Annotated in this window: 22 protein-coding genes and 1 tRNA gene; 7 read left to right on the top strand and 16 right to left on the bottom strand. The window is 67.3% G+C overall.

The window, feature by feature from the left end; all coding sequences use genetic code 11:
- Positions 1 to 78: 78 nt before the first annotated feature.
- Positions 79 to 1,362 (bottom strand): MFS transporter, encoded by a 1,284-nt coding sequence (locus tag EKL94_RS04415; protein ID WP_260473374.1) that lies wholly within the window; start codon positions 1,360 to 1,362, stop codon positions 79 to 81.
- 36 nt (positions 1,363 to 1,398) lie between these two features.
- Between EKL94_RS04415 and EKL94_RS04410 the strand changes: the two genes are divergently transcribed.
- Positions 1,399 to 2,301, top strand: a complete 903-nt coding sequence (locus EKL94_RS04410) for a LysR family transcriptional regulator (protein WP_126928140.1) — start codon at positions 1,399 to 1,401, stop codon at positions 2,299 to 2,301.
- A 127-nt stretch (positions 2,302 to 2,428) separates the two neighbouring features.
- Here the strand turns inward: EKL94_RS04410 and EKL94_RS04405 are convergent, their stop codons facing one another.
- Positions 2,429 to 4,549: a methyl-accepting chemotaxis protein gene (locus tag EKL94_RS04405; RefSeq protein ID WP_126928139.1), complete on the bottom strand. Its 2,121-nt coding sequence runs from the start codon at positions 4,547 to 4,549 to the stop codon at positions 2,429 to 2,431.
- A 183-nt stretch (positions 4,550 to 4,732) separates the two neighbouring features.
- Here EKL94_RS04405 and EKL94_RS04400 point away from each other — a divergent pair, with 183 nt between their 5' ends.
- Entirely contained in the window at positions 4,733 to 5,188 is a 456-nt protein-coding gene (locus EKL94_RS04400) for an Rrf2 family transcriptional regulator (RefSeq protein WP_126928138.1), read from the top strand.
- Entirely contained in the window at positions 5,178 to 6,083 is a 906-nt protein-coding gene (locus EKL94_RS04395; RefSeq protein WP_126928137.1) for an NAD(P)/FAD-dependent oxidoreductase, read from the top strand. The genes EKL94_RS04400 and EKL94_RS04395 overlap by 11 nt, the downstream gene beginning before the upstream one ends.
- Positions 6,084 to 6,195: 112 nt before the next feature.
- On the opposite strand, the gene EKL94_RS04390 is transcribed toward EKL94_RS04395, so the two are convergent.
- The 4 genes from EKL94_RS04390 to EKL94_RS04375 all read right to left on the bottom strand — a co-directional run bounded on the left by EKL94_RS04390 (position 6,196) and on the right by EKL94_RS04375 (position 10,628).
- A complete protein-coding gene (locus EKL94_RS04390) occupies positions 6,196 to 7,416 on the bottom strand; it encodes an RtcB family protein (protein WP_126928136.1) in 1,221 nt (406 codons plus the stop codon).
- A gap of 56 nt (positions 7,417 to 7,472) precedes the next feature.
- On the bottom strand, positions 7,473 to 8,597 hold the full coding sequence (locus tag EKL94_RS04385; RefSeq protein WP_126928135.1) for a slipin family protein: 1,125 nt from the start codon (positions 8,595 to 8,597) through the stop codon (positions 7,473 to 7,475).
- Positions 8,598 to 8,953: 356 nt separating this feature from the next.
- Positions 8,954 to 9,026 (bottom strand) — tRNA-Gln (locus EKL94_RS04380).
- A gap of 645 nt (positions 9,027 to 9,671) precedes the next feature.
- Complete coding sequence (locus EKL94_RS04375) at positions 9,672 to 10,628, bottom strand: aldo/keto reductase (protein ID WP_126928134.1); 957 nt, start codon at positions 10,626 to 10,628, stop codon at positions 9,672 to 9,674.
- A gap of 170 nt (positions 10,629 to 10,798) precedes the next feature.
- On the opposite strand from EKL94_RS04375, the gene EKL94_RS04370 reads away from it, so the two are divergent.
- The 3 genes from EKL94_RS04370 to EKL94_RS04360 all read left to right on the top strand — a co-directional run bounded on the left by EKL94_RS04370 (position 10,799) and on the right by EKL94_RS04360 (position 12,660).
- Positions 10,799 to 11,656 carry a class I SAM-dependent methyltransferase gene (locus tag EKL94_RS04370; protein ID WP_126928133.1) on the top strand — a complete coding sequence of 286 codons (858 nt, stop codon included), beginning with the start codon at positions 10,799 to 10,801 and terminating at the stop codon, positions 11,654 to 11,656.
- A gap of 135 nt (positions 11,657 to 11,791) precedes the next feature.
- Complete coding sequence (locus tag EKL94_RS04365) at positions 11,792 to 12,052, top strand: hypothetical protein (protein WP_126928132.1); 261 nt, start codon at positions 11,792 to 11,794, stop codon at positions 12,050 to 12,052.
- A gap of 68 nt (positions 12,053 to 12,120) precedes the next feature.
- On the top strand, positions 12,121 to 12,660 hold the full coding sequence (locus EKL94_RS04360; RefSeq protein ID WP_126928151.1) for a pseudouridine synthase: 540 nt from the start codon (positions 12,121 to 12,123) through the stop codon (positions 12,658 to 12,660).
- Between the two features lie 60 nt (positions 12,661 to 12,720).
- Here the strand turns inward: EKL94_RS04360 and EKL94_RS04355 are convergent, their stop codons facing one another.
- Together EKL94_RS04355 and hrpB are read right to left on the bottom strand one after the other, a co-directional pair.
- On the bottom strand, positions 12,721 to 13,095 hold the full coding sequence (locus EKL94_RS04355) for a hypothetical protein (RefSeq protein ID WP_019336760.1): 375 nt from the start codon (positions 13,093 to 13,095) through the stop codon (positions 12,721 to 12,723).
- A gap of 144 nt (positions 13,096 to 13,239) precedes the next feature.
- Positions 13,240 to 15,744 carry an ATP-dependent helicase HrpB gene (gene hrpB, locus EKL94_RS04350; protein WP_126928131.1) on the bottom strand — a complete coding sequence of 835 codons (2,505 nt, stop codon included), beginning with the start codon at positions 15,742 to 15,744 and terminating at the stop codon, positions 13,240 to 13,242.
- A 67-nt stretch (positions 15,745 to 15,811) separates the two neighbouring features.
- Between hrpB and EKL94_RS04345 the strand changes: the two genes are divergently transcribed.
- Positions 15,812 to 16,609: a TatD family hydrolase gene (locus EKL94_RS04345; protein WP_032129204.1), complete on the top strand. Its 798-nt coding sequence runs from the start codon at positions 15,812 to 15,814 to the stop codon at positions 16,607 to 16,609.
- 74 nt (positions 16,610 to 16,683) lie between these two features.
- Here EKL94_RS04345 and EKL94_RS04340 read toward each other — a convergent pair whose 3' ends face one another.
- The 8 genes from EKL94_RS04340 to uppS all read right to left on the bottom strand — a co-directional run bounded on the left by EKL94_RS04340 (position 16,684) and on the right by uppS (position 26,600).
- Positions 16,684 to 17,535 (bottom strand): Rossmann-fold NAD(P)-binding domain-containing protein, encoded by an 852-nt coding sequence (locus EKL94_RS04340; protein WP_185829987.1) that lies wholly within the window; start codon positions 17,533 to 17,535, stop codon positions 16,684 to 16,686.
- A gap of 29 nt (positions 17,536 to 17,564) precedes the next feature.
- The gene (gene panE / locus EKL94_RS04335) at positions 17,565 to 18,503 is read right to left on the bottom strand and encodes a 2-dehydropantoate 2-reductase (protein WP_126928129.1); all 939 of its coding nucleotides are present in this window, start codon (positions 18,501 to 18,503) and stop codon (positions 17,565 to 17,567) included.
- Between the two features lie 188 nt (positions 18,504 to 18,691).
- Positions 18,692 to 19,459, bottom strand: coding sequence for a hypothetical protein (locus tag EKL94_RS04330; RefSeq protein ID WP_126928128.1), 768 nt, complete (start codon positions 19,457 to 19,459; stop codon positions 18,692 to 18,694).
- 495 nt (positions 19,460 to 19,954) lie between these two features.
- Positions 19,955 to 22,318 (bottom strand): outer membrane protein assembly factor BamA, encoded by a 2,364-nt coding sequence (gene bamA / locus EKL94_RS04325; RefSeq protein WP_126928127.1) that lies wholly within the window; start codon positions 22,316 to 22,318, stop codon positions 19,955 to 19,957.
- 74 nt (positions 22,319 to 22,392) lie between these two features.
- Positions 22,393 to 23,751 carry an RIP metalloprotease RseP gene (gene rseP / locus EKL94_RS04320; RefSeq protein ID WP_126928126.1) on the bottom strand — a complete coding sequence of 453 codons (1,359 nt, stop codon included), beginning with the start codon at positions 23,749 to 23,751 and terminating at the stop codon, positions 22,393 to 22,395.
- Between the two features lie 55 nt (positions 23,752 to 23,806).
- Positions 23,807 to 24,997 carry a 1-deoxy-D-xylulose-5-phosphate reductoisomerase gene (locus EKL94_RS04315; RefSeq protein ID WP_126928125.1) on the bottom strand — a complete coding sequence of 397 codons (1,191 nt, stop codon included), beginning with the start codon at positions 24,995 to 24,997 and terminating at the stop codon, positions 23,807 to 23,809.
- Positions 24,998 to 24,999: 2 nt separating this feature from the next.
- Entirely contained in the window at positions 25,000 to 25,836 is an 837-nt protein-coding gene (locus EKL94_RS04310; protein WP_110711707.1) for a phosphatidate cytidylyltransferase, read from the bottom strand.
- Positions 25,833 to 26,600, bottom strand: a complete 768-nt coding sequence (gene uppS / locus EKL94_RS04305) for a polyprenyl diphosphate synthase (RefSeq protein ID WP_032127943.1) — start codon at positions 26,598 to 26,600, stop codon at positions 25,833 to 25,835. Before uppS ends, EKL94_RS04310 begins: the two co-directional genes overlap by 4 nt.
- Positions 26,601 to 26,603: the final 3 nt, after the last annotated feature.

Here is a 26,603-nt window from a genome sequence, read left to right as displayed (position 1 = left end):
GGCCAGTGGCCGCATGCGTGCCGGCAACGGTGCATTGCACCACCGTACCGGCAGGGCGCCGGCACGGCATGACTTATCTCAATGCGCGGCCACGGCGATGCCATCGGCGCGGTCATCGATGCCGTCGCGGCGGTCCAGGCGGCCGCTGAGCACGGTCAATGCATACGCACCCACCACCACCAGCGAGCCCAGCCACGGCGTGTGCATCAGGCCGATGTTCTCCACCACCAGGCCGCCGAGCGAGGCGCCCAGCGCGATGCCGATGTTGAAGGCGGCGATGTTCAGCCCCGAGGCCACGTCGGTGGCCTGCGGCGCATAGCGCTGCGCCTGCTTGACCACGTAGACCTGCAGGCCGGGCACGTTGCCGAACGCCACCGCACCCAGCGCCAGCACCGTCAGCAGCATCAGCCAGGTGTTGTAGGCGGTGAAGGTGAGCACGAACAGCACGACGGCCAACAGGGCGAAGATGCGCTTCAGTGCGGGCACCGGACCCATGCGGTCGGCCATGCGCCCGCCCCACAGGTTGCCGATTGCCACCGACACGCCGTACACCAGCAGCACCAGGCTGACCGCATTGGCGGAGAAACCGGTGACGTCCTGCAGGATCGGCGCCAGATAGGTGAAGGCCAGGAAGGTGCCGCCGTAGCCCAGCGCGGTCATCGCATAGACCAGCAGCAGGCGGGGTTGGGCGAGTACGGCCAGCTGCTGGCGGAAGCTGGCCGGCGCACTCTGCGGCACGCTGCGCGGCACGAACAGCAGCGCGCCGAGCAGGGCGATCACGCCCAGAGCGGCCACCGCCAGGAAGGTGGCGCGCCAGCCCAGGTGCTGGCCGATGAAGGTGCCCAGCGGCACCCCGGTCACCAGCGCCACGGTGAGGCCGGTGAACATGATGGCGATCGCGCTGGCGGCCTTCTCCTTCGGCACCACCGCGGTGGCGATGATCGAACCGATCGAGAAGAACACACCGTGGGCGAGGCCGGTGAGGATGCGGGCGACGATCAGCGAGGTGTAGCCCGGCGCCAGGAAGGCGATGACGTTGCCCAGGGTGAACAGCACCATCAGCGCCACCAGCAGCGACTTGCGCGGCACGCGGCCGGTGAGCGCGGTCAGCACCGGCGCACCGATGGCCACGCCGAGGGCATACAGCGAGACCAGCAGGCCGGCCGAGGGCAGGCTGACCTGAAGGTCGGCGGCAATGGTGGGGATCAGGCCGACGATGACGAACTCGGTGGTGCCGATGGCGAAGGCACCGAGGGTCAGCGCCAGCAGGGCGAGGGGAATGCCACGGATCATGGCCGGCTCCGGAGGGAAGGAAGGCGCGCAGTGTGCGCGGCGCACCTTTGCCGAAAAACCGGTCTTCACGCCAATCACTATTGCCGCGCAGTCAATAATGGCGGCATGAAAACCACTCTCGATGAAATGCAGGCCTTCCTCGCGGTGATCGACAGCGGGTCGATCAGTGCTGCCGCCGAACAGCTGGGGCAGACGCCATCGGGCGTGAGCCGGGCGCTGGGGCGGCTGGAAGACAAGCTCGGCACCACCCTGTTGACCCGTACCACCCGCCGCCTGCACCTCACCGCCGAGGGCGAGGCCTACCTGCGCCATGCACGGGCGATCATCGATGCGGTGGAGTCCGCCGAGGAACAGATGGCCGCCCGCCGCGAGCGCCCGGCCGGGCGCCTGCGCGTGGATGCGGCGATGCCATTCGTGCTGCACGTGATCGCACCGCTGGTGGCCGGGTACCGCGCGCGCTACCCGGAGGTGCAGCTGGAGTTGAACAGCTCCGAGCGCTACATCGACCTGCTGGAACGGCGCACCGATCTGGCGATCCGGATCGGGCCGCTGGCCGACTCCACCCTGCATGCGCGGCCGTTGGGTCGCTGCCAGCTGCGGCTGGTGGCCAGTCCGGCCTACCTGGCGGCACACGGCGAACCGACCAGCGTCGCCGCGCTGGGCCAGCACACGCTGCTCAGCTTCAATGAACCGGAATCGCTGAATCACTGGCCGCTGCCGGGCGACGCCGATGGCCTGCTGCGGGTGCGTCCGGATATCGCGGTGTCCAGTGGCGAAACACTACGCCGACTGGCGGTTGAAGGCGTGGGCATCACCTGCCTGTCCGACTTCGTGACCGACCGCGACCGCGCGGCTGGCACCCTGGTACCGGTGTTGGCGACGCAGACGCTGGATGTGTACCAGCCGATCCACGCGGTGTACTACCGCAACACGGCGGTGTCGGCGCGGATCAGCTCGTTCCTGGATTACCTGGGTGAAGCAATGGCGCAGAGAGGTTACCTGCGCTGAGGTCGTGGTGGGGTTGCCGGCCAGCGGCCGGCACTACCGTTCATCTCGAGGGTAGTGCCGGCCGCTGGCCGGCAACCAAACCGTTCATCGCGGGGTAGAGCCGGCCGCTGGCCGGCAACCGGATCAATCAGGCTGCGCGCGCCAGCCCGCCCTTCGCAGCCGCCGATGTCGACAGATCGAACACATCCACCGCGTCGATCAAGCGGTTCGCCTGCTGTTCCAGGCTGCGCGCGGCGGCGCTGGCTTCCTCCACCAACGCGGCATTCTGCTGGGTGGTGCCGTCCATCTGGATCACGGTCTGGCTGACCTGTTCGATGCCCGCGCTCTGCTCCTGTGAGGCGGCGGAGATCTCGGCCATGATGTCGGTCACGCGCTGCACCGACGCGACGATCTCGGCCATGGTGTCACCGGCCTCGCGCACGCGCTGTGCACCGTGGCCGACCTGTTCCACCGACGTTTCGATCAACGCCTTGATCTCCTTTGCGGCTGCGGCCGAGCGCTGTGCAAGCGTGCGCACTTCGCTGGCAACCACGGCGAACCCACGGCCCTGCTCGCCGGCGCGGGCCGCTTCCACCGCAGCGTTCAGCGCCAGGATGTTGGTCTGGAAGGCGATGCCGTCGATCACGCTGATGATCTCGGCGATCTGCCGCGACGAGGTCTCGATCGCGCCCATCGTCGTTACCACCTGGCCGACCACGCTGCCGCCGTGAGAGGCAACGGTGTGCGCGCCGATCGCCAGCTGGTTGGCCTGGCGCGCGTGTTCGGCGTTCTGGCGCACGGTGGAGGTCAGTTCCTCCATCGATGCCGCCGTCTCTTCCAGGTTGGCGGCCTGCTGTTCGGTGCGACGTGACAGATCGTTGTTGCCGGCGGCGATCTCCGCCGCCGCCGTGTGGATGTTGCCGGAGGCGTGCTTGATGTCGGTGACGATGGTCGCCAGCTGCGTGGCGGTGGTGTTGGCATCGCCGGCGATGCGCGCGAACACGCCCTGGAAATCACCGTGCATGCGCGCGCCGAGGCGACCATCGGCAATCGCACGCAGCATGCTGGAGACCTCGCCGAGGTTCAGTTCGGTGGTCTGCATCAATCGGTTCAAGCCGTCGACCATCGCGCGGAAATCATGTTCGAAGCGCGCGCTGTCGCCGCGCTGGCTGAAGTCACCGGCGGCCGCCGCTTCGGCCAGGCGGCGGATCTCGCCATTGATCATGCCGAGGTTGTGCTTGGCCATGTCCAGCGCCTCGGTGATCACTGCCTTCTCGCCGGGCAGGCGTTCCATGTCCTGGCTGAGGTCGCCGATGGCATAGCGGCCCATGATCGCGATCGCGCGCAGCTTCACCTGGATGTGCGCATCGACCAGCGCGTTGCTGTCGGCCACCATCGTGCCGAACGCGCCGGGGAAGGCACTGGCATCCATGCGGTGGCTGATGCTGCCGGCTTCATGCGCCTGTGCCATCGTGGCCTGTGCATCGAGCACACCGCGCAGTGTCGACTGCACTGCCTGCATGGCCTGCGCGAGGCGGCCGATCTCGTCGCGGCTGCGCACCTGCACCACGTGCTGCAGGTCACCGGCAGCCACCGCGCGCGCAGCGGCTTCCACCGCCAGTACCGGCTGCACCACCGCACGCCGCAGCCACCAGGCCAGGCCCATCAGCAGCAGCACGGCAGCCAGCACGGTCAGCGCTGCACATAGCAGCAGGGTCTGGCGTGCCTGCTGCGAGCGTGCCGTCACCGCCGCTTCGGCCACCTGCGTGGCGTGCGTGCTCAGCGCATCCAGTGCAGTCGCCACTGGACGGTCCTTGCCGCGCACCAGATTGTCGCCGGCGGCGGGATCGTAGCTGGCCTCGGCAAACGCCTGCAGCGCCGCGTGGTACTCCTGCTGCAGCTGCGCATGCAGGCCGATGAAGGCCTGTGCCAGATCACGCGTGCGTGCATCCGGGCTGCTCACCAGGCCCTTGGCCAGTTGCTCGACCAGGCGGCCTTCGCTGTCGAACGCCTCCAGGTGGCGCTGGCGCAGCGTGTCGTCGCGGCCGCGCAGCAGTACGTTCTTCCATTCCTGTACCTGGCCGCGGAACTCGCGCTGCAGGCGTTCGGCATCGCGGCTGTGCGCGACTTCGGGTGGAACCTCGGTGGATAGCTTCAACCAGGCGGAGGCCAGGCCCGCCAGCGCGCACAGCAGGACCACGGCCAGACCAACGGAAACCGCGCCGAGCAGCTTGGACTGCAGGCGCGGAGCACGGACAGACGCATTCATGGGGAAGCACTCTCGGGAAGGGGCACTGCGGTATCGACCCGATGCGCACGCGCTGAAGTGGGACGTGCATCACATTCGCGTTTCGTTTAGCCATGTGAAGGGGATGTTTCATGGGACAAGTGTGTCCATATGGAACGAATGCGGACTCTCGACAGGGGATTTAAATGTAACTATTGTTGTTACATGAAATCCGCGAACCCGCTTTCCGACGCTCTGCATGTGATGGCGCACCTGGTCGGCTACGCCGCACCGCGCACCTCCGAGCAGCTGGCGTCCTGCCTGCCCACCCATCCGGTGGTGATCCGTCGCCTGCTGGCACAGCTGCACAAGGCCGGCCTGGTGCGCAGCACGCGCGGCCACGGCGGCGGCAGCCTGCTGGCCCGCGATGCCGCGGCGATCACCCTGCATGACATCTATCTGGCCGTGGGGGCTCCACCGCTGGTGCAGGTCGGCGCCCGCGATTCCGGCGGCGGCTGTCCTATCCAGCAGCTGGTCAACAGCGCCCTGCTCGAGGGTGCGCGCGAGGCGCAGCGCCTGCTCGAAGCGCGGCTGCAGGCGACCACGCTGGACCAGCTTGGCGCCGACTTCGCCCGCCATCTCGCCCATCACCGTTCCCTGGAAGGTCACCATGAATCCTGATGTGCTCATCGTCGGCGGCAGCTATGCCGGCATTGCCGCCGGCCTGATCCTGGCCCGTGCCCGTCGCCCGGTCACCGTCATCGACGCCGCTTCGCCGCGCAATCGTTTCGCCAGTCATTCGCACGGGGTGCTGGGGCTGGATGGCATCAGTGGCGCCGAGCTGCTGAAGACCGCGCGCCAGCAGCTGCTGGACTACCCCACGGTGCGTTGGGTGCATGCCGAAGCCGTGCAGGCGACCGCCAGCGTCGAAGGCGTGGAAGTGCGTACCGCCGATGGCCAGGTGCTGGCCGCGCGCAAGCTGCTGCTGGCCAGCGGTATCGCCGACCAGTTGCCGGAGTTGCCGGGCCTGGCCGAGCGCTGGGGCAGCACCGTGCTGCATTGCCCGTACTGCCATGGCTATGAAGTGGGTGGTGGTGCCATCGGCCTGCTCGGCGGCCATCCGATGTCCGCCAGCAAGGCGCCGCTGTTCGCCGACTGGGGCAATGTCACGTTCTTCAGCATGGGACTGGACATCACCGATGAGGAGCGCGCCGCCATGCAGCAGCGCGGCGTGCAGATCGAAACGTCACCCGTGCTGGGCGTGCAGGGCGACCAGCCGACCTGGCTGGAAGTGGAGCTGGCCGACGGCCGCCGCATCGCCCAGCGTGCGTTGTTCGTGCCGGCCACCCAGGCGATGGCCACGCCATTGGTGCAGCAGCTGGGCTGCGCGTTGGCCGAAAGCCCGCTGGGCGTGCTGATCGAGGTCGATGCGATGAAGCAGACCTCGGTGCCGAACGTGTATGCCGCAGGCGATGCGACGACGGTCGGCAACATCACCCTGGCCATGGGCGAGGGCGTGCGTGCGGGCATTGGTGTGCACCATGCGCTGGTGACCGAGGACAGTGTGGCGCGTTGAATGCGCGTGTTCCGGTAGATGCCGGCCTTGGTCGGCACCGTTTCATCCATGCATGGCATGGATCTACTGCAATCGGGAGCGGTGGGTGCCGACCTAGGTCGGCACCGCTTCGTTACCCCTTCACGCACAGCACCTGCCGCAACGTGTGCACCACGTCGACCAGGTCGAGCTGCGCTGCCATCACATCATCGATGGACTTGTACGCCGCCGGTGACTCGTCCAGCACGCCGCTGTCCTTGCGGCATTCCACGTGCGCGGTGGCCTCGCGGTGCTGGGCCAGCGTGATCTGCTGGCGCGCCGTGCCACGGCTCATCACCCGCCCAGCGCCGTGGCTGCAGCTGTGGAAGCTGTCCGCGTTGCCCTTGCCGCGCACGATGTAGCTGCGCGTGCCCATGCTGCCGGGAATGATGCCCAGCTCGCCCTCGCGCGCGCTGACCGCGCCCTTGCGCGTCACCAGCAACTCCTGGCCGTGGTGCGTCTCCTTCTGCACGTAGTTGTGGTGGCAGTTCACCGCCATCGCCGCCAGCTGGAACTTCGGCAGCCGGTGGCGCATCTCGGCCAGCACGCGCGACATCATCGCCTCGCGGTTCTGCCGGGCGTAGTCCTGCGCCCACGACACCGCTTCAACGTAGTCATCGAACAGCGGCTCGCCTTCCATGAAGAACGCCAGGTCCTTGTCCGGCAGGTGGAAGCCCAGCACGCGCCGCGCCAGTTCCTCGCGCGCCTTCTCGATGAAGTAGGTGCCGATCAGGTTGCCGGTGCCGCGCGAGCCGCTGTGCAGCATCACCCACACCGTGTCCGTCTCGTCCAGGCACAGTTCGATGAAGTGGTTGCCGCCGCCCAGCGTACCCAGCTGGCGATCCAGCTTGTCGGTGCGGATCCTGCGGTGCTTGTCCTTGATCTTCTCCAGGCCGGCGGCCAGCCCGGACTGCACCAGCCGGGTGTGGATGCTGTCGGGCATGCGGTGATGCTCGCCGCCACGTCCGTTGCCGACCGGGATGCTGCGCTCGATGCTGTTGCGCAGCTGCCGCAGGTCATCGGGCAGGTCATTGGCGCGCAGCGTGGTGCGCACCGCCGCCATGCCGCAGCCGATGTCGACGCCGACCGCGGCCGGGATGATCGCACCGCGGGTCGGGATCACCGAGCCCACGGTCGCGCCCTTGCCCAGGTGCACGTCCGGCATCACGGCCACCCACGGCCCGACGAACGGGATCGCGGCGATGTTGCGCAGCTGCTCATGCGCCTGCGCTTCCAGCGGCACACCGTTGACCCAGCCCTTGATCGGCGTGGTGCCCTCGGCATGCAGCCATTGATAGTTCTGTTGAGTGTCCATGTCTTCGTGTTTGTCCTTGATGGGCCGGCGGCGCGTCCCTGCGCCGCCGCGACCCCCTACCTGATCGTCACCAGCTGCTTCAGTACGCCATCCAGGCCGCCGAACACGGTGAGCTTGTCGATCTTCTCGGTGACCTTCTCCAGTGCCTCCAGCTCCTTCAAGCGCATCAGCACCGGGTTGTCCTCGATCAGCTTTGCGGTGTTGAGCTGCGAACGCGTGGCGTTGGCCTCCTCGCGACGACGGATCACGCTGGCCTGGGCCTGCTTCTCGGCCAGCACCACGCCGTTGAGGATCTCCTTCATCTCGCCCGGCAGGATCACGTCCTTGATGCCCACGCCGAGCAGCCGCACGCCGTGGCCCTCGATCGCCGCCTGCACATGGGCGGCGATCTCGCCGTCCAATGCCGCCTTGTCGCCCAGCAGCTCGTCCAGGCTGCGCGCGGCAATCGCCTGGCGCAGGCCGAACTGCAGCTGCCGATAGACGAACTCATCGGCATTGCTGAGCGTGCGGTGTGCACGCACCGGGTCGATCACTTGCACGGTCGCGGCCAGGTTCACCCGCAGGGTCACCTTGTCGCGGCTGAGCAGCTCCTGGCCGGACACGTCCAGCGAACGTGCACGCAGTTCCACACGCTCCACCGACACGTTGCCGTTGAAGTTCCAGAACGCGTGCAGGCCGGCGTCCAGCGTCTGCCGCAGCGTGCCATCGATGAACAGCAGGCCCACCGACTCGCTCGGCACGGTGCTGATCACCGCCACACGCGGCAGCACGCCCAGCTGGCCCAGGCGCTGCTGTACGTCCGCTGGGACGCGCGGCTCGTCACCCAGTGCCATCACGCGCACCTGGGCGTCGACAGAACCGCGCCAGTACAGGCGGCGGCTGCCCGGCGGCAGCACTTCGTCGATGCGGCCGTTGCGCAGCAACAGACCGACCTCGCTGGCGCCGACGTTGGCCAGCACGAAGTGCGTGTCCAGCTGTGCGCCCAGCGCTTCGATCAGGCTGTCCTGGTCGCTGCCGGTATAGGCCGCGCCCTTCGATGCAGTGTGGATGTCCACGTGCGGCCGGCCGCCGAACGGCGACAGGCGGTGCACGCCCGGCAGCAGGATCTGCTGGAAACGACGGTTGCGATACACCAGGCCGCGCTCGCCGTCGCCGATCACGACCTTGATGGTCCAGAACATGGGAGTCTCTCCTTGTATGGCTCTGGTGGTTCGACCCGTTGCGGATGAAGCACCCTGACCCGGGTCGATCAGGTCGTGGCGAGGCTGCCTGCACACCACGTGCAGGCAGCGGAAGAGGGCGGCCATCGGCGGACGGTCCGTGCGCGGAGCCTTCGGTGCACCGGCAGTGCTGCCAACGTCGTTCCCGGCAGGCAGCACCGGGGCGGAACGTGGCTGGCAGTGGCGGCGGGCCGGGGCCCGGCGTGCGGTCCGTTGCCTTCCATGCCCCGCCCGAAGGCGATGACGGTGGAAGGCGACGATGGCCGCTGGGGCTTGCGCCCCGGGTGTTGCTTCAAGTCATGACGTGACAGGTCATGTGGTTTGGAGTGGGAGTCGAACCCACGACAGACGGAATCAGGATCCGTTGCTCTACCCTACTGAGCTATCCAGTTGGGGACCGCGCGGAATCGAACCGCGTACCGGCGAACCGGCGCCTGACTCCAGCAGGCGATCCAGGCGATGGCATGTCCGCGACCTCCGGCATACGCCACGGCAATGCCGCGCGCACCAGCCCGTGGTTGAAACGGGACCGTTGGAGAATCGAGGGTGCAGGCCACCGACATTATCGGCGAGCGATAATGTTTGGGTGCAATGCAGATAATGTCCAGGCGTTGCCGGTCGCGCGAAGCAAATCCTTCGGCGGGGCAGAAAAACCTGGGTCAGTGAGCGGCGGGTCGCCGCGCGGGGTGCAGTTCTGGCATCGCGGGTCCTTGTGCCGACGCAAACGAAAACGCCCCCGGGACTTGCGTTCCGAGGGCGTCGTCAGGCCTCGGAGATCGGGGTGGCCGATCTCCGCAGCGCGGGTATCAGGCCGTTGTCAGCTGGTCTTCCTTGCCGAACGCGCGCGCCAGCACGTCCATGCGCAGGCATGGCAGCAGTTTGGCGGTGGCGACGGAATGCGCGTTCAAGGGAAGTTTCCAGTGGTTGTTGAAACGAGGTGCGCACGATAAACCACGATTTAGTCGTGCGCAACCATTTTGTTCAATTATTTTCTTCGGAATGAGTGCAATGCCGGCCAGCGGCCGGCACTACAACTCAGGCTTCCGTGCTGGCGGCATCCAGCTGCGCGACATCCTGCACGCTCAGCGACACGTTGGCTGCCGCCAGCAGATCGTGCAGCTGTTCGACGCTGGTGGCGCTGACGATCGGCGCGGTGATCGACGGCCGTGCGATCTGCCATGCCAGTGCGATCTGTGCAGCGCTGGCGTTGTGCTTGCTGGCCACGTCATCCAGCGCCTGCAGGATGCGCAGGCCACGCGGGTTCAGATAGCGCTTCACCACGTTCTCGCCACGCGCCGGGCTCTTGGCTGCATCGGCCGGCGTGCGGTACTTGCCGCTGAGGAAGCCGCTGGCCAGCGCGTAGTAGCCGATCACGCCGATCTGTTCGCGCTGTACCAGCGGTTCCAGTTCCTTTTCGTAGCCGGCGCGGTCGTACAGGTTGTACTCCGGCTGCAGGGTTTCGTAACGCGGCAGCTTGTAGTCGGTGGATACCTTCAGCGCATCGGCCAGGCGCGTGGCGCTGTAGTTGGAGGCGCCGATCGCACGTACCTTGCCGGCTTCGATCAGGCGGCCGAACGCGGCCAGGGTCGCTTCCAGCGGCGTCGACTCGTCATCTTCGTGGGCCTGGTACAGATCGATCACGTCGGTCTGCAGGCGGCGCAGCGAATCCTCGACGGCGGCATTGATGTTGTCCGGGGTCAGGCCGGGGCGCTCGGCCCACTTGGCCACCTTGGTCGCCAGCACCACCTTGTCGCGCTTGCCGCTGCGGGCAAACCACTTGCCGATCAGCGTTTCCGATTCGCCGCCAACATTGCCCGGCACCCAGGCCGAGTACACATCGGCGGTGTCGACCAGGTTGAAGCCGGCATCGACGAAGGCGTCGAGCAGGGCGAAGCTGGCCTTCTCATCGGCGCTCCATCCGAACACGTTGCCACCGAAGGCGAGCGGACGTACATGCAGGCCGGAACGGCCCAGTTCGCGGGGTGCCGTCATGGGCACGGACTCCTTGGGGGGAAGTGCTCCAGAATAAAACGCGTTGTGTGACCGTGCTGCGGCGGTGACCACAAAACAGTGTTCCGCGACGGGCATGCGGCTAACGTTTTGTGAACACCTGGGACGCTGCGGCTGCTAGTCTCGCCGCATCTTCCGTTGGAGTCGTCCCGATGATGCCTGCTTCGTCCCTGCGTGGTTGCCGCCTGCTGATTGCGTCGGCCCTGCTTGCCGCTGTTCCCGCGTTCGCCGCACCGGCTACGGTGGCACCGGCGAAGATCCAGGTCTTACCGGCCATCGACGCGGCGGTGAAGGCGCCGACCCGCGATGCCAACAACGTCAAGCGCGATGGCTTCCGTCATCCGGCGCAGACGCTGTCGTTCTTCAAGGTGACGCCCGAGAAAACCGTCATCGAGATCACCCCCGGCAACGGCTGGTACTCGGAGATCCTGGCGCCGCTGTTGCACGACAAGGGCCACTACGTCGCCGCAGTGGTCGATCCGATGGCGGTGCCCGAGGGCCGCGGCCGTGACTACCAGCAGCGCAGCCGCGACAGCCTGGAAAAGAAGTACGCCGGTGCACCGGCACAGTTCGGCAAGACTGCCGTGGTCGCTTACGATCCGGCCAAGCCGGTGTTCGGCCCGGCCGGTTCAGCCGACGTGGTGCTTACCTTCCGCAACGTGCACAACTGGCGCAAGGCCGGCCAGGCGCAGGGCATGTTCCAGGGCTTCTTCAACGTGCTCAAGCCGGGCGGCGTGCTGGGCGTGGTCGAGCACCGCGCCAAGGCCGATGTAGCCGACGACGATGACACCGGCTATGTCGGCCAGCAGCAGGTGATCGCGATGGCCGAGGCCGCCGGCTTCAAGCTGGACGCGCGCAGCGAGGTCAACGCCAACCCGCGTGATACCAAGGACCACCCGAACGGTGTGTGGACGTTGCCGCCGACCAACCAGCACGACAAGGCCGATGATGCGAAGTACCAGGCGATCGGCGAAAGCGACCGCATGACCCTGCGCTTCATCAAGCCGTAGGAGGGGTGCCGGGCTGGCGCATGCTGACTCTGTAGAGCCGAGCCCATGTTCGGCTCATCGCGCGTAGCGCGGCGCATGGCTGGTCCCAAGGCCGGCCATGCGCCGGAATTCGATCGTATGCAAGGACATGGATAGTTGAAGAAGATTTTTTACATCGCTGTCGCGGTGCTGGTGCTGGGGCGGTTGATCGATTTCGTGTTCTACGGTGGTCATGCCCACGATCTGATGGCGACGGTAGGGTTTGCCGTCCTGTTTGCGGGTGCCCTTCTGGAGGAACGTTCGCGCAAGGCCGACCCGCCGGCGGCAGACCTGCGGCGCCGGGCCAATGTCATCGCGGCGTGCGGCATCGCACTGGTGCTGGGCTCGTTCCTGCTGGAATGGAAGGTTTTCGGCTGAGCCCGCCGTGATCGCGGCGGCAACGCGGGAATGGGACAATGCCCCACCCGCCGACTGCCGTGCCCGCAATGCTGATCGCCTTCAACAAGCCCTTCAACGTGCTCTGCCAGTTCACCGACCGCAGCGTGCCGCCGCGGCCGACCCTGGCCGGGTTCGGCCTGCCGCCGCGCGTGTATGCCGCCGGCCGCCTGGACCATGACAGCGAGGGCCTGCTGCTGCTGACTGACAACGGCACGCTGGCGCACAAGCTCACCGACCCCAGGCACAAGGCCGACAAGACCTACTGGGTGCAGGTGGAAGGCACGCCCAGCGATGAGCAGCTGCAACAGCTGCGCGACGGCGTCGAGCTGAACGACGGGCCGACCCTGCCGGCGAAGATCGAACGCCTCGATCCGGCGCCGTCGCTGTGGACGCGCGATCCGCCGGTGCGTTTCCGCAAGACCGTGCCTGACAGCTGGCTGGCGATCACGATCCGCGAGGGTCGCAACCGCCAGGTGCGGCGGATGACCGCGGCGGTGAACCTGCCGACGCTGCGGCTGGTCCGCGTGTCGATGGGACCGTACCGGCTGGACGACCTGCAGCCGGGGCAGTGGCGGCAGATCGGTTGAAATGAAAAGGCCGGAGCCCTTCCTGCGGAAGGACCCCGGCCCTGACCGTGGCCGACGATCTCAGGCGTCGCTGCCGATATCGCTGTGCTCGTCCACCACGGTGTCGTTGCGGCGGTCACGTGCGTTGATGCGCTGCGCCTGCCCATTCACCACGTGGCCATTGGCGGCCTTCTTCTTCTGCTGCTTGCGGTACAGCGCATAGCCGAGCAGGCCTACACCGACCGCAGCGGCGGCCACGGCCACGGCCGGGTTGCGGCGCACGAACTTGGTCGCGGCCTTGCCGCCGGTCTTCACTGCGCCGATGGCGGCGCCGGTCTTGATCCAGTCCGCATTGCGCAGGCTGCCACCGGCGCTCTTCAGGCCATCGCCGGCGGTGTGGGCCAGCTCCAGGGCGCGCTCCAGAGCGCGGTCGGTGATTACGGTCAGCTTGCTCATGCGGGGGTCCTTTGCCTCGGGTCGAAGTCCAGTGTCGCGTGTTGCCCGTAAACGGTATGTCAGTCGGGGCCGCACGTGGCGTGACTTTACCGCAGCCATTCAGGATCAGGCAGGGTCCGCAACCGGTCGTGCCGGCACGACCGGTCAGGTCCCGCGCGGCTTGGCCCGGTGCGTGGCCGTGGCCGTCCACGGGTCATCCGGCCACGGATGGCGCGGGTAGCGGCCCTTCATCTCCTTTTTCACCTCGGCGTAGGTGTTTTCCCAGAAGTTGCGCAGGTCCTGGGTGACCTGCAGCGGGCGGCCACCGGGGGAGAGCAGGTGCAGGGTCAGCGGCACGCGGCCATCGGCGATGCGCGGCGTATCCGCCAGGCCGAACAGCTCCTGCAGCTTCACCGCCAGCACCGGCGGCAGCGGATCGCCGCTCTCGCTGTCCAGCGCGTAGCTGATCGGCCGCTCCAGTCCGGACGGCACGGTAATGCGGGTCGGTGCGTGGCGTTCGACCAGCTGCCGTTGTGACCACTCCAGCGGTGACTTCAGCGCCTCGCCGAAGCTGGACTCATCCAGCGCATCCAGTCGCGTCTTGCCGGCGAACGCGGGCTGCAGCCACTGCGCGCGGTTGGCCAGCAGGGCGTCGTCGCTGCAGTCGGGCAGGCCGAGCTCGGGTATCCAGCGCCGCAGCGATTCCACCCGTGCCTGCCACTGGCGCAGGCCTTCGGTCCACGGCAAGGCCTGCAGGCCAAGTTCGGCGACCGCATCGGTCAGGGCCTGCGCGGCGTGCTGCGGATCGACCCGCCCGGCCGAGCGGCTGTCCAGCACGATGCGGTCGAAACGGGTCTCGCGCAGTGCCACCAGGGCGCGGCGCTCGCTGTCCCAGCGCACCACGTCTTCAGTGACGAAGCGCTCCGGCCACGCCTTGCGCAGTTGGCCTTCATCCACCGGTGCGGCACGCAGCAGCAGCGCATCGCGTGCCTCAAAGCGAAGCTCGCTGGCCACCAGCCACGGTTCGCCACGCAGGTCGCTCAGTTCGTGCAGGCGCGCGCTGCGACCATTGGCCAGCAGGTAGCGCAGTGGATCGCTGGGATGCTGGACACCGATGCGGTCCGGGAAGGCATGTGCGAGCAGGTCACCCAGCTCGTGCGCCTCGATGCTGGCCGGTGGCGCGGCATCACAGCGCAGGCGTCGTCGCCACTGCTTGGCGGCAGCGTCAATGGCGGCCAGCCCGCTGCGATTGGCGTCGCCCGGCGCGCGGCCGTTGCGGAACGCGGCCAGTGCGCGCCAGCGGGCCGCCAGCGCGTCACCGCCCTGGCGCAACGGGTCGCGGGCTTCCAGCAGGGCGGCCAGATCGGCGGCCAGCGCCTGCGCGCGGGCATCGGGTGCTGCCAGCAGCATCGCCGCCATCCGTGGATGCGTACCCAGCGCCAGTACGCGGCGGCCGAGTGCGGTGATCGCACCACTGCTGGACAACGCGCCCAACCGCTGCAGCAGTTCGCGGGCGGCGCCCATCGGGCCGGCCGGTGGCGGATCGAGGAAGCGCAGATCGCTGCTGCCCCAGGCGGCCAGCTCCAGCGCCAGTCCGGCCAGTTCCACCTGGTCGATCTCGGCGCGGCGCTGCGGCTCCAGCCGCTGCGACTGCGGCCACAGCCGCCAGGCCACGCCTTCGGCCACGCGACCGGCACGACCGGCGCGCTGGTCGGCCGACGCCTGGGCGATGGCCACCACGTCCAGCCGGGTGAAACCGCTGTTGGGGTCGTAGCGCGGCTCGCGTGCCTGGCCGCTGTCGATCACCACGCGCACGCCGGGCAGCGTCACCGACGACTCGGCGACGTTGGTGGCCAGAACCACGCGGCGGCGGCCATCGCTGGCCGCCTGCAGCACGCGCGCCTGCTGCTCCACCGGCAGTTCACCGTGCAGGGCCAGTACTTCGACGCCGGCATCCAGCGATTCCTGCAGGCCGGCCTGCACCCGCGCGATCTCACGCTGCCCGGGCAGGAATACCAGCAGGTCACCGGGGTGTTCGGCCAGGGCCTGCTGCACCGCGCGGCGCACCTGCAGTTCCAGCGCCTCATCGCGGCGCGCCGGGAAATGGCTGACCGTCACCGGGTAGCTGCGGCCCTCGCTGCTCAGCCGAGGCGCATCGAGGAAGCGCGCCAGGCGCTCGCCGTCCAGCGTGGCCGACATCACCACCAGGCGAAGGTCATCGCGCAGCTGCGCCTGCACGTCCAGCGCCAGCGCCAGGCCGAGGTCGCCACTGAGATGGCGCTCGTGGAATTCGTCGAACAGGATCGCACCGACCTCTTCCAGCATCGGGTCGTCCTGCAGCATGCGGGTCAGGATGCCTTCGGTGACGACTTCAATGCGGGTGCGTGCCGAGACCTTGTTCTCGAAGCGGATGCGGTAGCCGACCGTGCCGCTGACCTCTTCGCCCAACTGCCGCGCCATGAACAGCGCAGCACTGCGTGCGGCCACCCGGCGCGGCTCCAGCAGGATGATCTTCCGGCCTTGCAGCCACGGTGCATCGAGCAGCGCCAGCGGCACCTGGGTGGTCTTGCCGGCGCCGGGCGGGGCTTCCAGCACCAGCCGTGGCTGCACGGCCAGGTGCTGCTGGATCTGCGGTAGCAGCGGGGAAATCGGGAAGAGCGGGGTGTTCATGTGCAAAGGATAAGGGGCCGCGGCGGGCGCAGGTACAATGCGCGGGCACTTTTCCCCCGCGATGACCATGCATCTGATCGATATCGGCGCCAACCTGACCCACGACTCCTTCGACCGCGACCGTGATGCCGTCCTCGACCGCGCACGGCAGGCCGGCGTGGTGCAGATGGTCATCACCGGTGCCAGCCGCGAGCACTCGCCGCTGGCCGTGCAGCTGGCTCAGCAGCACCCCGGCTTCCTGTATGCCACCGCCGGCGTGCACCCGCACCACGCGGTGGAATACACCGAGGAATGCGATGCCGAGATGCGCGCGCTGCATGCCCACCCGGAAGTGGTGGCGGTGGGCGAGTGCGGGCTGGACTACTTCCGTGACTTCTCGCCGCGCCCGGCCCAGCACCGTGCGTTCGAGCGCCAGCTGCAGCTGGCCGCAGACAATGGCAAGCCGTTGTTCCTGCACCAGCGCGATGCGCATGCCGATTTCATGGCGCAGATGAAGAACTTCGAAGGACGCATCGGCCCGGCGGTGGTGCATTGCTTCACCGGTGAACGCGATGAGCTGTTCGATTACCTGGACCAGGACTGGTACATCGGCATCACCGGCTGGCTGTGTGACGAGCGCCGCGGCGCGCACCTGCGCGAACTGGTGAAGAACATCCCGGCCAACCGCCTGATGATCGAGACCGATGCGCCCTACCTGCTGCCACGCACGCTGAAGCCGATGCCGAAGGACCGCCGCAACGAACCGATGTTCCTTTCGCACATCGTGGAAGAACTGGCGCGCGATCGCGGCGAGGACGTGGCAGTGACGGCGGCCAATGCGACTGCGGCGACGCGTACGTTCTTCCGCCTGCCCGACGCGGGTTGATGGTAGTGCCGGCCGCTGGCCGGCAACAGCATGAACGCCGCAATCAGCGCGCGATTGCCGGCCAGCGGCCGGCACTACCGGAGCAGGTCGCGCAGGCCCTCACGGTAACTGGGGAAGCGCGGCTGCCACGCCAGCGCTTCACGCGTGCCACGACTGTCGATGCGCTTGTTGCTCTCGTAGAAGCGCCGCAGCGTCGGGCTCAGTGCCGGATCGTCCCAGGCCAGGGCCGGCGGCATCGCAAACCCGCCCAGCTGCGCGGCGAAGGCCAGCACATCCTGTGGCGATGCCGGCTCGTCGTCACTGGGCAGGTACAACCCTTGTGCGGTGAGTCGCTGCATCCCGGCGATGATGACCGCCGCCAGGTCCTGCACGTGCAGTCGATTGAACACCAGCCCGGGGCGAATCACGTGGCGTGCACGGCCCTCGGTCAACTGCAGCAGGGCGTTGCGGCCAGGACCATACAGGCCGGGCAGGCGGAACACCGCCGAGGCGATGCCACGATCCTCTGCAAGCGCACGCCATTGCGCTTCGGCACGCAGGCGCTGCACGCCGGCTGCTTCAGTGGCATCGGCTGCGCTGCGCTCGTCAACCCAGCCGCCGGCCCGGTCGGCATACACCGACGTGGACGACAGACAGCCCACCCAGCGCAGTGCCGGGCTGTCCTGCAGTGCCGGCAGCAGCAGACGTAGTGCCGGGTCGCCCTCGGCATCTGGCGGCACGCTGCACAGCACGGCCTCGGCCTGCGCGATCTCATCGAGCAGGGCTGACGACGGTGGCGCGTCGGCGCACAGCTGATGCCGCAGCAGGCCATCGTCCGGCGCCGACGAGGGGTCACGCACCGTCCCGACGACGTGCACGCCCCGTGCCTGCAGATGCATGGCCAGCACGCATCCGCTCCAGCCCATACCGAGGATCAGCACCCGCATAGGCAGCGCGCTGGCCTGCAACGGGAGGCTCACGCGCCGCGCAGTGCCTGGTAGGCCTGCAGGCTGCTGTAGGCGACCTGCAGCAGCAGAGCTTCCTGGTCGGCCTTGCGTGCACGCGCGAGCATGTCGCCGACAATCTGTTCGGCCTCCACCTGCTGGCCGGCTTCCAGATCGCGCAGCATCGATGCCTTCAACGCCGAGCCGGCCTGGGTGAGGGTGCCGCGTGCGGTGTCCTGCGCGGCATCGGGAATCGGCTCACTGGCAGCTTCGGCCACGGCCAGGCATTCGTCGTACAGGCCGCGCACGATCGCCTCGCCATCATCGGTGGCGACGATGGTGCCGATATCCGCACGCAGCAGGCAGGTAGCGGCGGCCAGCGCGGTCAGGAAGGTGTACTTGATCCACTGTTCCTGGCCGATGTGTTCGCTCGCCAGGTGATCAAGATTGGCCTGTGCGCAGGCGGCGGCGAAGGCACGTACACGCGTTGACGCCGCGCCGCCATCGCGCTCGCCGAAGGTGAGCTTGGCTGGCTTGCCCAGATGCAGCACGGCGCCATCGGGCGCCTTGGTGGCGCTGATGAAGCACAGGCCACCGAGCACCGCGTCGCGGCCGAAGCGCAGGTCCAGCGCGTTGTAGTGGTGCAGGCCGTTGAGGATCGGCAGCACGGTGGTGTTTGCGTCCACGGCTGGAGCAATTGCGTCGAGCGAGCTGTCGAGGTCGTAGGCCTTGCAGCTGAGGATGACCAGATCGAACGGCTTCTGCGCGGCCAATGCGGGTAGCGCATCGGCGGTGACGTGCTGCACCGGGAAGCTGGCATCGCCGAGCGGGCTGCGGATGACCAGGCCATCGCGGTCCAGCTGGGCGGCGCGCGCGGGGCGTACGAGGAAGGTCACGTCGACGCCGGCCTGGGCCAGGCGACCACCGAAGTAACCGCCGGTACCGCCGGCGCCAAGAATCAGGATGCGCATTGCACGTTCACCGTTTTCTGGAGAAATGATATGTGTGATTGTGCCGGAGATTGCGGCCAACGGCGGAGCCCCTCGTGGTGGTTCGCGGAAAGCACTGTTCATCGGGGTTGGCCGGGCGCGGCAACTACGGGAAGCAGATCAAGAGCGGAAGCGGGTCGCTCGCTGTGCTCGCTCGATTGGAACAGTGCTCAGGGCAGCTGTTCGCTGAAGTCTTCGGTGTAACCCAGCAGCAACGTGGTGCGGGTGGCCAGCGTTGTGGCCAGTTGTGACCAGGTGACGTCCGTTCCTGCAGCGTAGACACGCTGCAGGTCAGCGACCAACGCGTTCGCCTGTGCAGGCGACGGTACGCTGTCGCGCTCGAAGCCGAGCCACGATGCGCCAAGCCCGAACAGGTGGTAGTCGTAACGCTCCTGCAGATGCAGTATCAGGGCGTGGTTCTGGAAGAGGTCCCAGTCCGCGCTGAAGTAACCGTTGGGCAGGGCGGCGATCAGGAGGTCATCGCGGTCCACCGGCACCTGCTGCACGCAGACCACGGCATCGACGATCAGATCTGGCTTCGCATTGGCGGCGACCAGCGCCTCGATGTCCTCGTCGCTGCACATCAACGTGCCCGCCAGCGCTGTCCACTGCAGCCGATGCGTGGAATGCTCGAGCTGCGCGACGACGTGCGCCAGCAACCGCTCACGTGCCGCCAACGCATCTTCCGGCGTCGCCGGGTCTTCGTCCTCGTACAGCGCGATGCGTTCGTCATCGGACGCGTGCATGCTGGTGTAGCGGCACTGGCCGGCATCGTCGAGCGTGCACAGATAGCGATACCGGGGATCAGCCGCGTGCTGTGAGGCCAGGTATTCCAGCACCTCATCCAGCGTGGGCGAATCGCCCAGCAACGCATGGCTGAAGGCATCGATGGGGCCGTCCACAACGGCCTTGTCCAATGGAATGGAAGTGATCTTCATGACCACAGCCTAGCGGCAATCCCAAACGAAAAGAGCGGAGCATCGGCCTTACCATGAACGCTCCATCCACGCATGGCGTGGATCTACCGTGTCGACCAAGGTCGACACCTACCAACAGCAGCGCAGAACGACTCCCCGGCAGATTGCAGAAATTTGTCGAAGGCGGGGTGGGTCCGGCTGCGGGGGCGTGAGCCGCATGGGCCCGAGGCATGCCTCGGGCCCATGCGGCTCACACCCCCGCAGCCCCACCCCGTCCGACCTCCGGCGGTGTGGCGCGAGTGCCAGCCACGGAAAAACAGAAAAGATCAAGAGCAGAGCGGGTGCTTCCAGCATCCGGGCCAAACGAAAACGCCGGGCAGAGCCCGGCGCTTCGCACCCCGTCTGGTGGAGAGCCCCCCTTTGTTAAGGGGGCGCGCCAACGGCGCGGGGGATAGGGGGTAGGTCGGGACCCGCTGCTTGCGCAGCAAGCCGCGGCGCACCTTCGGTGGTCAGTTCTTAGAACTGACCGCCGAAGGTAAATTGCAGACGCTCGATCTTGTCGCCGTCTTCCTTCTTGAGCGGGAAGGCATAGCTGATCGAGATCGGGCCGACAGGGGCGCGCCACAGCAGGGCCACACCGGTGGAAACGCGCAGTTCGTTGGCCTTGAAATTGTCCACGCCGGTATAGACGTTACCGAAGTCGACGAAGGCCGACACGCGTGCCGACGGGCTGTCGAACAGGCGCGGGAAGTAGGCTTCGACCGAACCAACGGTCTTCAGCGAACCACCCAGCGGCTGGCCTTCCGGATAACCGGAGGTGACTTCACGCGGACCAAGGGTGTTGTCCTCGAAGCCGCGCACCGAGTTGGTACCACCGGCATAGAAGTTCTCGTAGAACGGCAGGCCCTTGGCAGTGACCGAGCGCAGGTTGCCGTCCACGTCCGGCACCACTGCGGTCTTGTCGCTGCCGTAGCTGTCGCCGTAGCCGATTTCGGCACGGGTGTTGATCACCAGCGACGGCATGATCGGCCAATACTTGCTGATCTGGTAGTTCAGCTTGTAGTACTCGATGGTCGAGCCCGGCAGTGTGGTTTCCAGGCCAACGCGCTGGTAGGTACCGCGGGTCGGCATGAAATAGTCGTTGCGCGAGTCACGCGCCCAGCCCAGTTCCGTGCGCCAGGCGTGGAAGGTCTTGCTGCCCAGTACATTGATGTAGTCGATGATCGACTGCGGAGTCGAACGAGGGTAGGTGGTGATCTGGTTGCTGTCGATGCCGAACATCAGCGAGACGGTATCGGTCTCGGTGATCGGCACGCCGAACACCACCTGCGCCGAACCATTGGTGCTGTTGTACTGCGCGGTGTTGAAGTCGGAGTAGTCCAGCTCGCGCCAGGACAGGTTGTAGCCCAGCGACACGCCGTCATCGGTGAAGTACGGGTTGGTGTAGCTGAAGCCGTAGCGCTGCAGGTAGCTGCTGCGCGAGGCTTCGACCGACACGCGGTTGCCGCCGCCGAGGAAGTTGTTCTGCGACAGCTGCACCGAGGTGGTCATGCCGTAGGACTGCGAGTAGCCCAGGCCGAACACGAAGCTGCCGGACGTGGTTTCCTTGACGTTGTAGACGACGTCGACCTGGTCGTTGCTGCCGCTGACGGCCGGGGTTTCCACGTCCACCGACTCGAAGTAGCCCAGGCGCTGCAGGCGGATCTTGGAACGGTCGATCGCGGCCTGCGAGTACCAGCTGTTCTCGAACTGGCGCATTTCGCGACGCATCACTTCGTCGGATGTACGCGTGTTGCCACGGAACAGGATGCGACGCACCGACACGCGCGGGCCGGGCACGACCTGCATGTTGATCGCCACGGTCTGCTCGGGGCGGTTGGTGGTCGGGATCGGGTTCACCTTGGCGAACGCGTAGCCGATGTTGGACAGCGAGTTGGTGATGGTGTCCGAGCTGAATTCCAGCAGCGCACGCGAGAACGTGTCGCCGGACTTCTGGATCACCATGCGCTCGACGTCCTCCTGCGGGAGGATCGTGTCGCCGCTGACCTTGATCTCGGAGATCTTGTACTGCGCACCTTCGGTCACGCCGGCGGTGAGGAACATGTCGCGCTTGTCGGGGCTGATCGACACCTGGGTCGAATCAATGCTGAAGTCGACATAGCCGCGGTCGAGGTACCAGGAATTGAGCTTTTCCAGGTCGCCGGACAGCTTTTCCTTGGAGTACTGGTCGTCACGGCGGTACCACGACGCCCAGTTGTGCTCCTTGGACTCCCAGGTCTCCAGGATGTCCTTGCTCTCGAACTTCTCGGTGCCGACCAGGTTGACGTGACGGATCTTGGCCGCCTTGCCTTCCTTGATGGCGATCGCGATGTCCACGCGGTTGCGGTCCAGCGGGCTCACCGTCGGGGTGATCTCGACGTTGTACTTGCCGCGGTCGTTGTACTGGCGGCGCAGTTCCTGGGTCACGCGGTCCAGGCTCAGGCGATCGAACGTGCCGCCCTCGGTCAGGCCGATGTCGGACAGGCCCTTGAGCAGCTGCTCGGACTTGATGTCCTTGTTGCCGGTCACGGTCAGCTTGTTGATCGCCGGGCGTTCCTTGACGGTCACCACCAGGATGCTGCCCTGGCGGTCCAGCTGCACATCTTCGAAGAAGCCGGTCTTGTACAGGGCGCGGATGGTCTCGCCGACCTTGTTGTCGGTGACCGTCTCGCCACGCTCCACCGGCAGGTAGGTGAATACCGTGCCCGAGCTGATGCGCTGCAGGCCATCCACGCGGATGTCGCTGACAGTGAAGGGCTCGGCTGCCTGGGCCAGGGCGGGAGCGCCGGTGACGGCGGCGAGGGCGAGGGCCAGCAGGCGGCGATTGGGGAGTCGCGTCATGTCACGTCCGGTAGGAAGGTCGATTTCATTGGTGCGGGATGCCGACGCTGTAGACGGCAACAACGTGGAAAAGTTCATCGCGGGACCAGGCCGAGGATGTCGTTGTAGAACGCCAACCCCATCAGCCCGGCCAGCAACGCCAGGCCGATGTACTGGCCGGCGGCGATGGCACGCTCGCTCAGCGGGCTGCCCTTGACCAACTCGATAAGGTAATACAGCAGGTGGCCGCCGTCCAAGATCGGGATCGGCAACAGGTTGATGATGCACAGGCTGAGTGACAGCAGGGCAAGGAACTGCAGGAACCAGTCCAGGCCGCGTTTGGCTGAAACATTGGCCACGCGGGCGATGGTCACTGGCCCGGAAACGTTCTGCAGCGAGGCTTTGCCGGTGACGATGCGGCCCATCATGCCCAGCGAATCGGCCGCCAGGCGGCCTGTTTCGCGCACCGCCACGGTCACCGCATCCAGCGGGCCGTAGCGCAGCAGGGTGTCGTATGGCGGGCTGAACTTGGTCGGGAACTGAACGCCGATCTGCCAGATCGGCTCGCCCTTGGCGTCCTGGCCCTTGCGCGGGGTGACTTCGAGCGCCAGGCGCTCACCGCCCCGCAGGACCTCGATCATGCCCGGGCCGCCAGCGCGGCCCAGCGTCTGGATCTCGCCGATGACCTGGTCGGCGCCGTCGATGCGCTGGCCGTCGATCGCCACGATCAGGTCGCCGGGCTGCAGCTGCCCGGTCACCACGGAGTCCGCAGTGAGCGACTCGACCAACGCCGGCTGCAGCCACGACTGCCAGTACAGGCCGGCCAGGATCGGCACGCGCCGTTCATCGAAACCGGGGGGCAGCTGCGACAGCGGCAGGGTGCGCACGCGCACCTGGTCGGCCGGGTCCAGCACTTCCAGCTTCACGTCGCGGCGATCCATTGCTGCGGCGGTCAGCGCCATGCTGGCCTCGCCGAGGGTGACCACCGGGCGCTCGTCCACGCGCAGCACGCGGTCGCCGCTGGTCAGGCCGGCGCTGGCCGCGATGCCGCTGACACGGCCGATGGTCGGCGAATAGTCCTGCTTGCCGATCACGAACATCGCCCACAGCAGCAGGATGCACAGCAGCAGATTGGCGATCGGTCCGGCGGCGACGATGGCGATGCGCTGCCAGACGGTCTTGTGGTTGAAGGCCTGGCCGCGCTCGTGCGGGTGAACCTCAACCTCGCGTTCGTCGAGGAACTTCACATAACCGCCCAGCGGGATGGCGGCGATGGCGAACTCGGTACCGTGCTTGTCGCGGCGCGACCACAGCGGCCGGCCGAAGCCGACCGAGAAGCGCAGGATCTTGACCCCGCACAGGCGCCCGACCGAGTAATGCCCGAACTCGTGGAACGTGACCAGCAGCCCGAGGCTGACAATCATCCACCAGACCGATCCGATGAAGTCAGTCATGCAGGCTCACAGTGGCGGGCAGGGGCGGCGTCGTCATGCTGGGCGAGGCGGTCGTTCAGGCGGCGTCGATGGCGTTCAGGGTCAGCTGGCGTGCCCGCTGGTCGGCGGACAACAGGACCTCCAGTGTATCGGCTGGCTGGGTCGGCAGTGTTGAAAGAGCGTTAGCAACCAGCTCCGGGATGGTCAGGAAACCGATCCGGCCCTGAAGAAACGCTGAAACGGCTTCTTCATTGGCAGCGTTCAGCACCGCCGGCGCGGTGCCGCCGGCCTGCATTGCCTGCCAGGCCAGGGCCAGGCAGGGGAAGGCGTCGGTGTCGGGGGCCTCGAAATCCAACCGGCCCTGGGCCAGCAGATCCAGCCCGGACACGCCCGATTCGATGCGTTGTGGCCAGCCCAGGCCAACGGCCAGGGTGGTGCGCATGTCCGGCAGGCCCATCTGCGCCAGGGTCGAACCGTCCACGAACTCGACCAGGGAGTGGACCAGGCTCTGCGGATGCACCAGCACTTCGATGCGCTCACCGGGGATGCCGAACAGGTGGTGGGCCTCGATCACTTCCAGGCCCTTGTTCATCAACGTCGCCGAATCGACCGAGATCTTCGGTCCCATCGACCACTTCGGGTGGGCAACGGCCTGCGCCGGGGTGACCTGTGCCAGTTCGGTGCGGCTGCGGCCGCGGAACGGGCCGCCGGAGGCGGTCAGCAGGATGCGACGCACGCCGGCGCCATCGACGCTGGCATCGCGCGAGCGCAGGCATTGGAAGATCGCACTGTGTTCGCTGTCGATCGGGATGATCTCGGCACCGGCGCGTTCAGCGGTGCGGGTCAGCAGTTCACCGGCCAGCACCAGCGATTCCTTGTTGGCCAGCAGGATGCGCTTGCCCGCGGCGGCGGCGGCCAGGGTCGAGGACAGGCCGGCAGCGCCGACAATGGCGGCGACCACGGTGTCGCAGGCATCGCTGGCGGCCAGCTGGTCCAACGCGGCATGGCCGGCATGCGCCTCGGTGGCCAGTCCGGCATCGCGCAGGCCGTCGCGCAGCTCAGCGAACAGCGATTCGTCGGCGATCACCGCGTGCGCGGGCCGGTGCTGGCGGCACAACGCCAGCAGCGCCTGTACCTGGCGGCCGGCGGCGAGCACCGTGGCCTGGTAGCGCTGCGGGTGGCGGGCGATCACGTCCAGCGTGGAGGCACCGATCGAGCCGGTGGCGCCGAATACGGCGACCCGGCGCAGGTCTGCGACTGCATTCATGGTCAGAACCCGAAGATTTCCTTGCCGAGTGCGAACACCGGCACTGCAGCCAGGACGCCGTCGACACGGTCGAGCACGCCACCATGGCCCGGGATCAGGTGGCCCGAGTCCTTGGCGCCCGCGTGGCGCTTGATCAGGCTTTCGAACAGATCACCCAGTACCGAGGCGAACACGGCCACCACCGAGGTGATCAGCAGGCCCGGCAGGTGCCCGGCGTCGATGCCGGCCAGCCAGCCCAGGCCGAGGGCCACGGCGACACCGGCCAGCAGGCCGCCGAACAGGCCTTCCCAGGTCTTGTTCGGGCTGATGCGCGGGGCCAGCTTGTGCTTGCCGAAGTGACGGCCGGCGAAATAGGCGCCCGAATCAGCCGCCCAGACCAGTGCCAGGGCAGCCAGCAGCCACAGGTGGCCCTGCTTGCCCGGCGGATCGCCGCCCGCATGGATCAGCACCAGCGCGGCCCAGGCCGGAACGATGGCCAGGGTACCGGCCAGCATCTTCACGATGCGCGAGGGTGCCGACGGTTGTGCGCCGAAATTGAAGAAGCGCAGCCAGACCAGAGCCGCCAGCCACCAGGCAACGCCGGCCAGCGTGGTTATCTGGAACAGCACCAGCGTGCTGCCATCGGCCCAGACCAGCAGCACCATCAGCAGCAGGTTCAGCACCAGCAGCACGGTACGTGCCAGGGTGTCTTCGATGCCGGCCAGCTTCAGCCACTCCCACAGGCCGATCAGCAGCACCGCAGCGGCAGCCGCTGCCAGCCATTGGGTCGGCAGCAGCAGGATCGCGGCAATGGCGACCGGCGCCATGATCAGCGCGGCAAGGACTCGGGTCTTGGTCATGGGCTGGAAGTCTCGGTGGCCAGTGCGGCGATCTGGGCGCTGGTCAGGCCGAAACGACGCTCACGGCTGCCATAGGCGTCCAGCGCCTGCTGCAGCAGAGCGGGATCGAAGTCCGGCCACAGCGCCTCGGTGAACCACAACTCGGTGTACGCCAGCTGCCACAGCAGGAAGTTGCTGATGCGGGTGTCGCCACCGGTGCGGATGAACAGGTCCGGTGGCGGCAGGTCGGCCAGGGCGACCTGGCTGCCCAGCAGCGATTCGTCGATCTGTTCGGGCAGCAGGCGGCCGGCGGCGACTTCAGCGGCCAGCGCGCGCGCAGCACGGGCGATGTCCTGGCGGCCACCGTAGCTGGCGGCGATCGACAGGGTCAGGGTGGTGTTGTCTGCGGTGCGCTGCTCGGCCAGCTGCATGCGGCTGACCAGCCCGGCACCGAAGCGTTCGCGCTCGCCGATGAAGCGCACGCGCACGCCACGCCGATGCAGCTCGTCCACTTCGCGGTCGAGCGCGCCGAGGAACAGCTTCATCAACGCATCGACTTCTTCCTGCGGCCGGCCCCAGTTCTCGCTGGAGAACGCGAACAGGGTCAACGCCGGAATACCCAGCTCAAGGCAGCGCTCGATGGTGCGGTTGACCGCTCGCGCGCCGGCACGGTGGCCGATCACGCGCGGACGACGGCGCTGCTGTGCCCAGCGCCCATTGCCATCCATGATGATGGCAATGTGGCGGGGCAGGGCAGCCGGCAACGGAGGCGGGACTGAAGGCATCGA

The organism is Stenotrophomonas maltophilia, assembly GCF_003970865.1.
Classification (GTDB): Bacteria; Pseudomonadota; Gammaproteobacteria; order Xanthomonadales; family Xanthomonadaceae; genus Stenotrophomonas; species Stenotrophomonas maltophilia_AR.
The sequence above is the reverse complement of the archived record's forward strand: the minus strand, read 5'-3'. Positions and strand labels throughout refer to the sequence as shown.

What these genes read in the sequence shown, in the direction of transcription:
- EKL94_RS04410 (WP_126928140.1), top strand. Translation starts at nt 1,399, where the DNA reads ATGAAAACCACTCTCGATGAAATGCAGGCCTTCCTCGCGGTGATCGAC.
- EKL94_RS04405 (WP_126928139.1), bottom strand. Translation starts at nt 4,549, where the DNA reads ATGAATGCGTCTGTCCGTGCTCCGCGCCTGCAGTCCAAGCTGCTCGGC.
- EKL94_RS04400 (WP_126928138.1), top strand. Translation starts at nt 4,733, where the DNA reads ATGAAATCCGCGAACCCGCTTTCCGACGCTCTGCATGTGATGGCGCAC.
- EKL94_RS04395 (WP_126928137.1), top strand. Translation starts at nt 5,178, where the DNA reads ATGAATCCTGATGTGCTCATCGTCGGCGGCAGCTATGCCGGCATTGCC.
- EKL94_RS04390 (WP_126928136.1), bottom strand. Translation starts at nt 7,416, where the DNA reads ATGGACACTCAACAGAACTATCAATGGCTGCATGCCGAGGGCACCACG.
- EKL94_RS04385 (WP_126928135.1), bottom strand. Translation starts at nt 8,597, where the DNA reads ATGTTCTGGACCATCAAGGTCGTGATCGGCGACGGCGAGCGCGGCCTG.
- EKL94_RS04375 (WP_126928134.1), bottom strand. Translation starts at nt 10,628, where the DNA reads ATGACGGCACCCCGCGAACTGGGCCGTTCCGGCCTGCATGTACGTCCG.
- EKL94_RS04370 (WP_126928133.1), top strand. Translation starts at nt 10,799, where the DNA reads ATGATGCCTGCTTCGTCCCTGCGTGGTTGCCGCCTGCTGATTGCGTCG.
- EKL94_RS04360 (WP_126928151.1), top strand. Translation starts at nt 12,121, where the DNA reads ATGCTGATCGCCTTCAACAAGCCCTTCAACGTGCTCTGCCAGTTCACC.
- EKL94_RS04355 (WP_019336760.1), bottom strand. Translation starts at nt 13,095, where the DNA reads ATGAGCAAGCTGACCGTAATCACCGACCGCGCTCTGGAGCGCGCCCTG.
- hrpB (WP_126928131.1), bottom strand. Translation starts at nt 15,744, where the DNA reads ATGAACACCCCGCTCTTCCCGATTTCCCCGCTGCTACCGCAGATCCAG.
- EKL94_RS04345 (WP_032129204.1), top strand. Translation starts at nt 15,812, where the DNA reads ATGCATCTGATCGATATCGGCGCCAACCTGACCCACGACTCCTTCGAC.
- EKL94_RS04340 (WP_185829987.1), bottom strand. Translation starts at nt 17,535, where the DNA reads ATGCGGGTGCTGATCCTCGGTATGGGCTGGAGCGGATGCGTGCTGGCC.
- panE (WP_126928129.1), bottom strand. Translation starts at nt 18,503, where the DNA reads ATGCGCATCCTGATTCTTGGCGCCGGCGGTACCGGCGGTTACTTCGGT.
- EKL94_RS04330 (WP_126928128.1), bottom strand. Translation starts at nt 19,459, where the DNA reads ATGAAGATCACTTCCATTCCATTGGACAAGGCCGTTGTGGACGGCCCC.
- bamA (WP_126928127.1), bottom strand. Translation starts at nt 22,318, where the DNA reads ATGACGCGACTCCCCAATCGCCGCCTGCTGGCCCTCGCCCTCGCCGCC.
- rseP (WP_126928126.1), bottom strand. Translation starts at nt 23,751, where the DNA reads ATGACTGACTTCATCGGATCGGTCTGGTGGATGATTGTCAGCCTCGGG.
- EKL94_RS04315 (WP_126928125.1), bottom strand. Translation starts at nt 24,997, where the DNA reads ATGAATGCAGTCGCAGACCTGCGCCGGGTCGCCGTATTCGGCGCCACC.
- EKL94_RS04310 (WP_110711707.1), bottom strand. Translation starts at nt 25,836, where the DNA reads ATGACCAAGACCCGAGTCCTTGCCGCGCTGATCATGGCGCCGGTCGCC.
- uppS (WP_032127943.1), bottom strand. Translation starts at nt 26,600, where the DNA reads ATGCCTTCAGTCCCGCCTCCGTTGCCGGCTGCCCTGCCCCGCCACATT.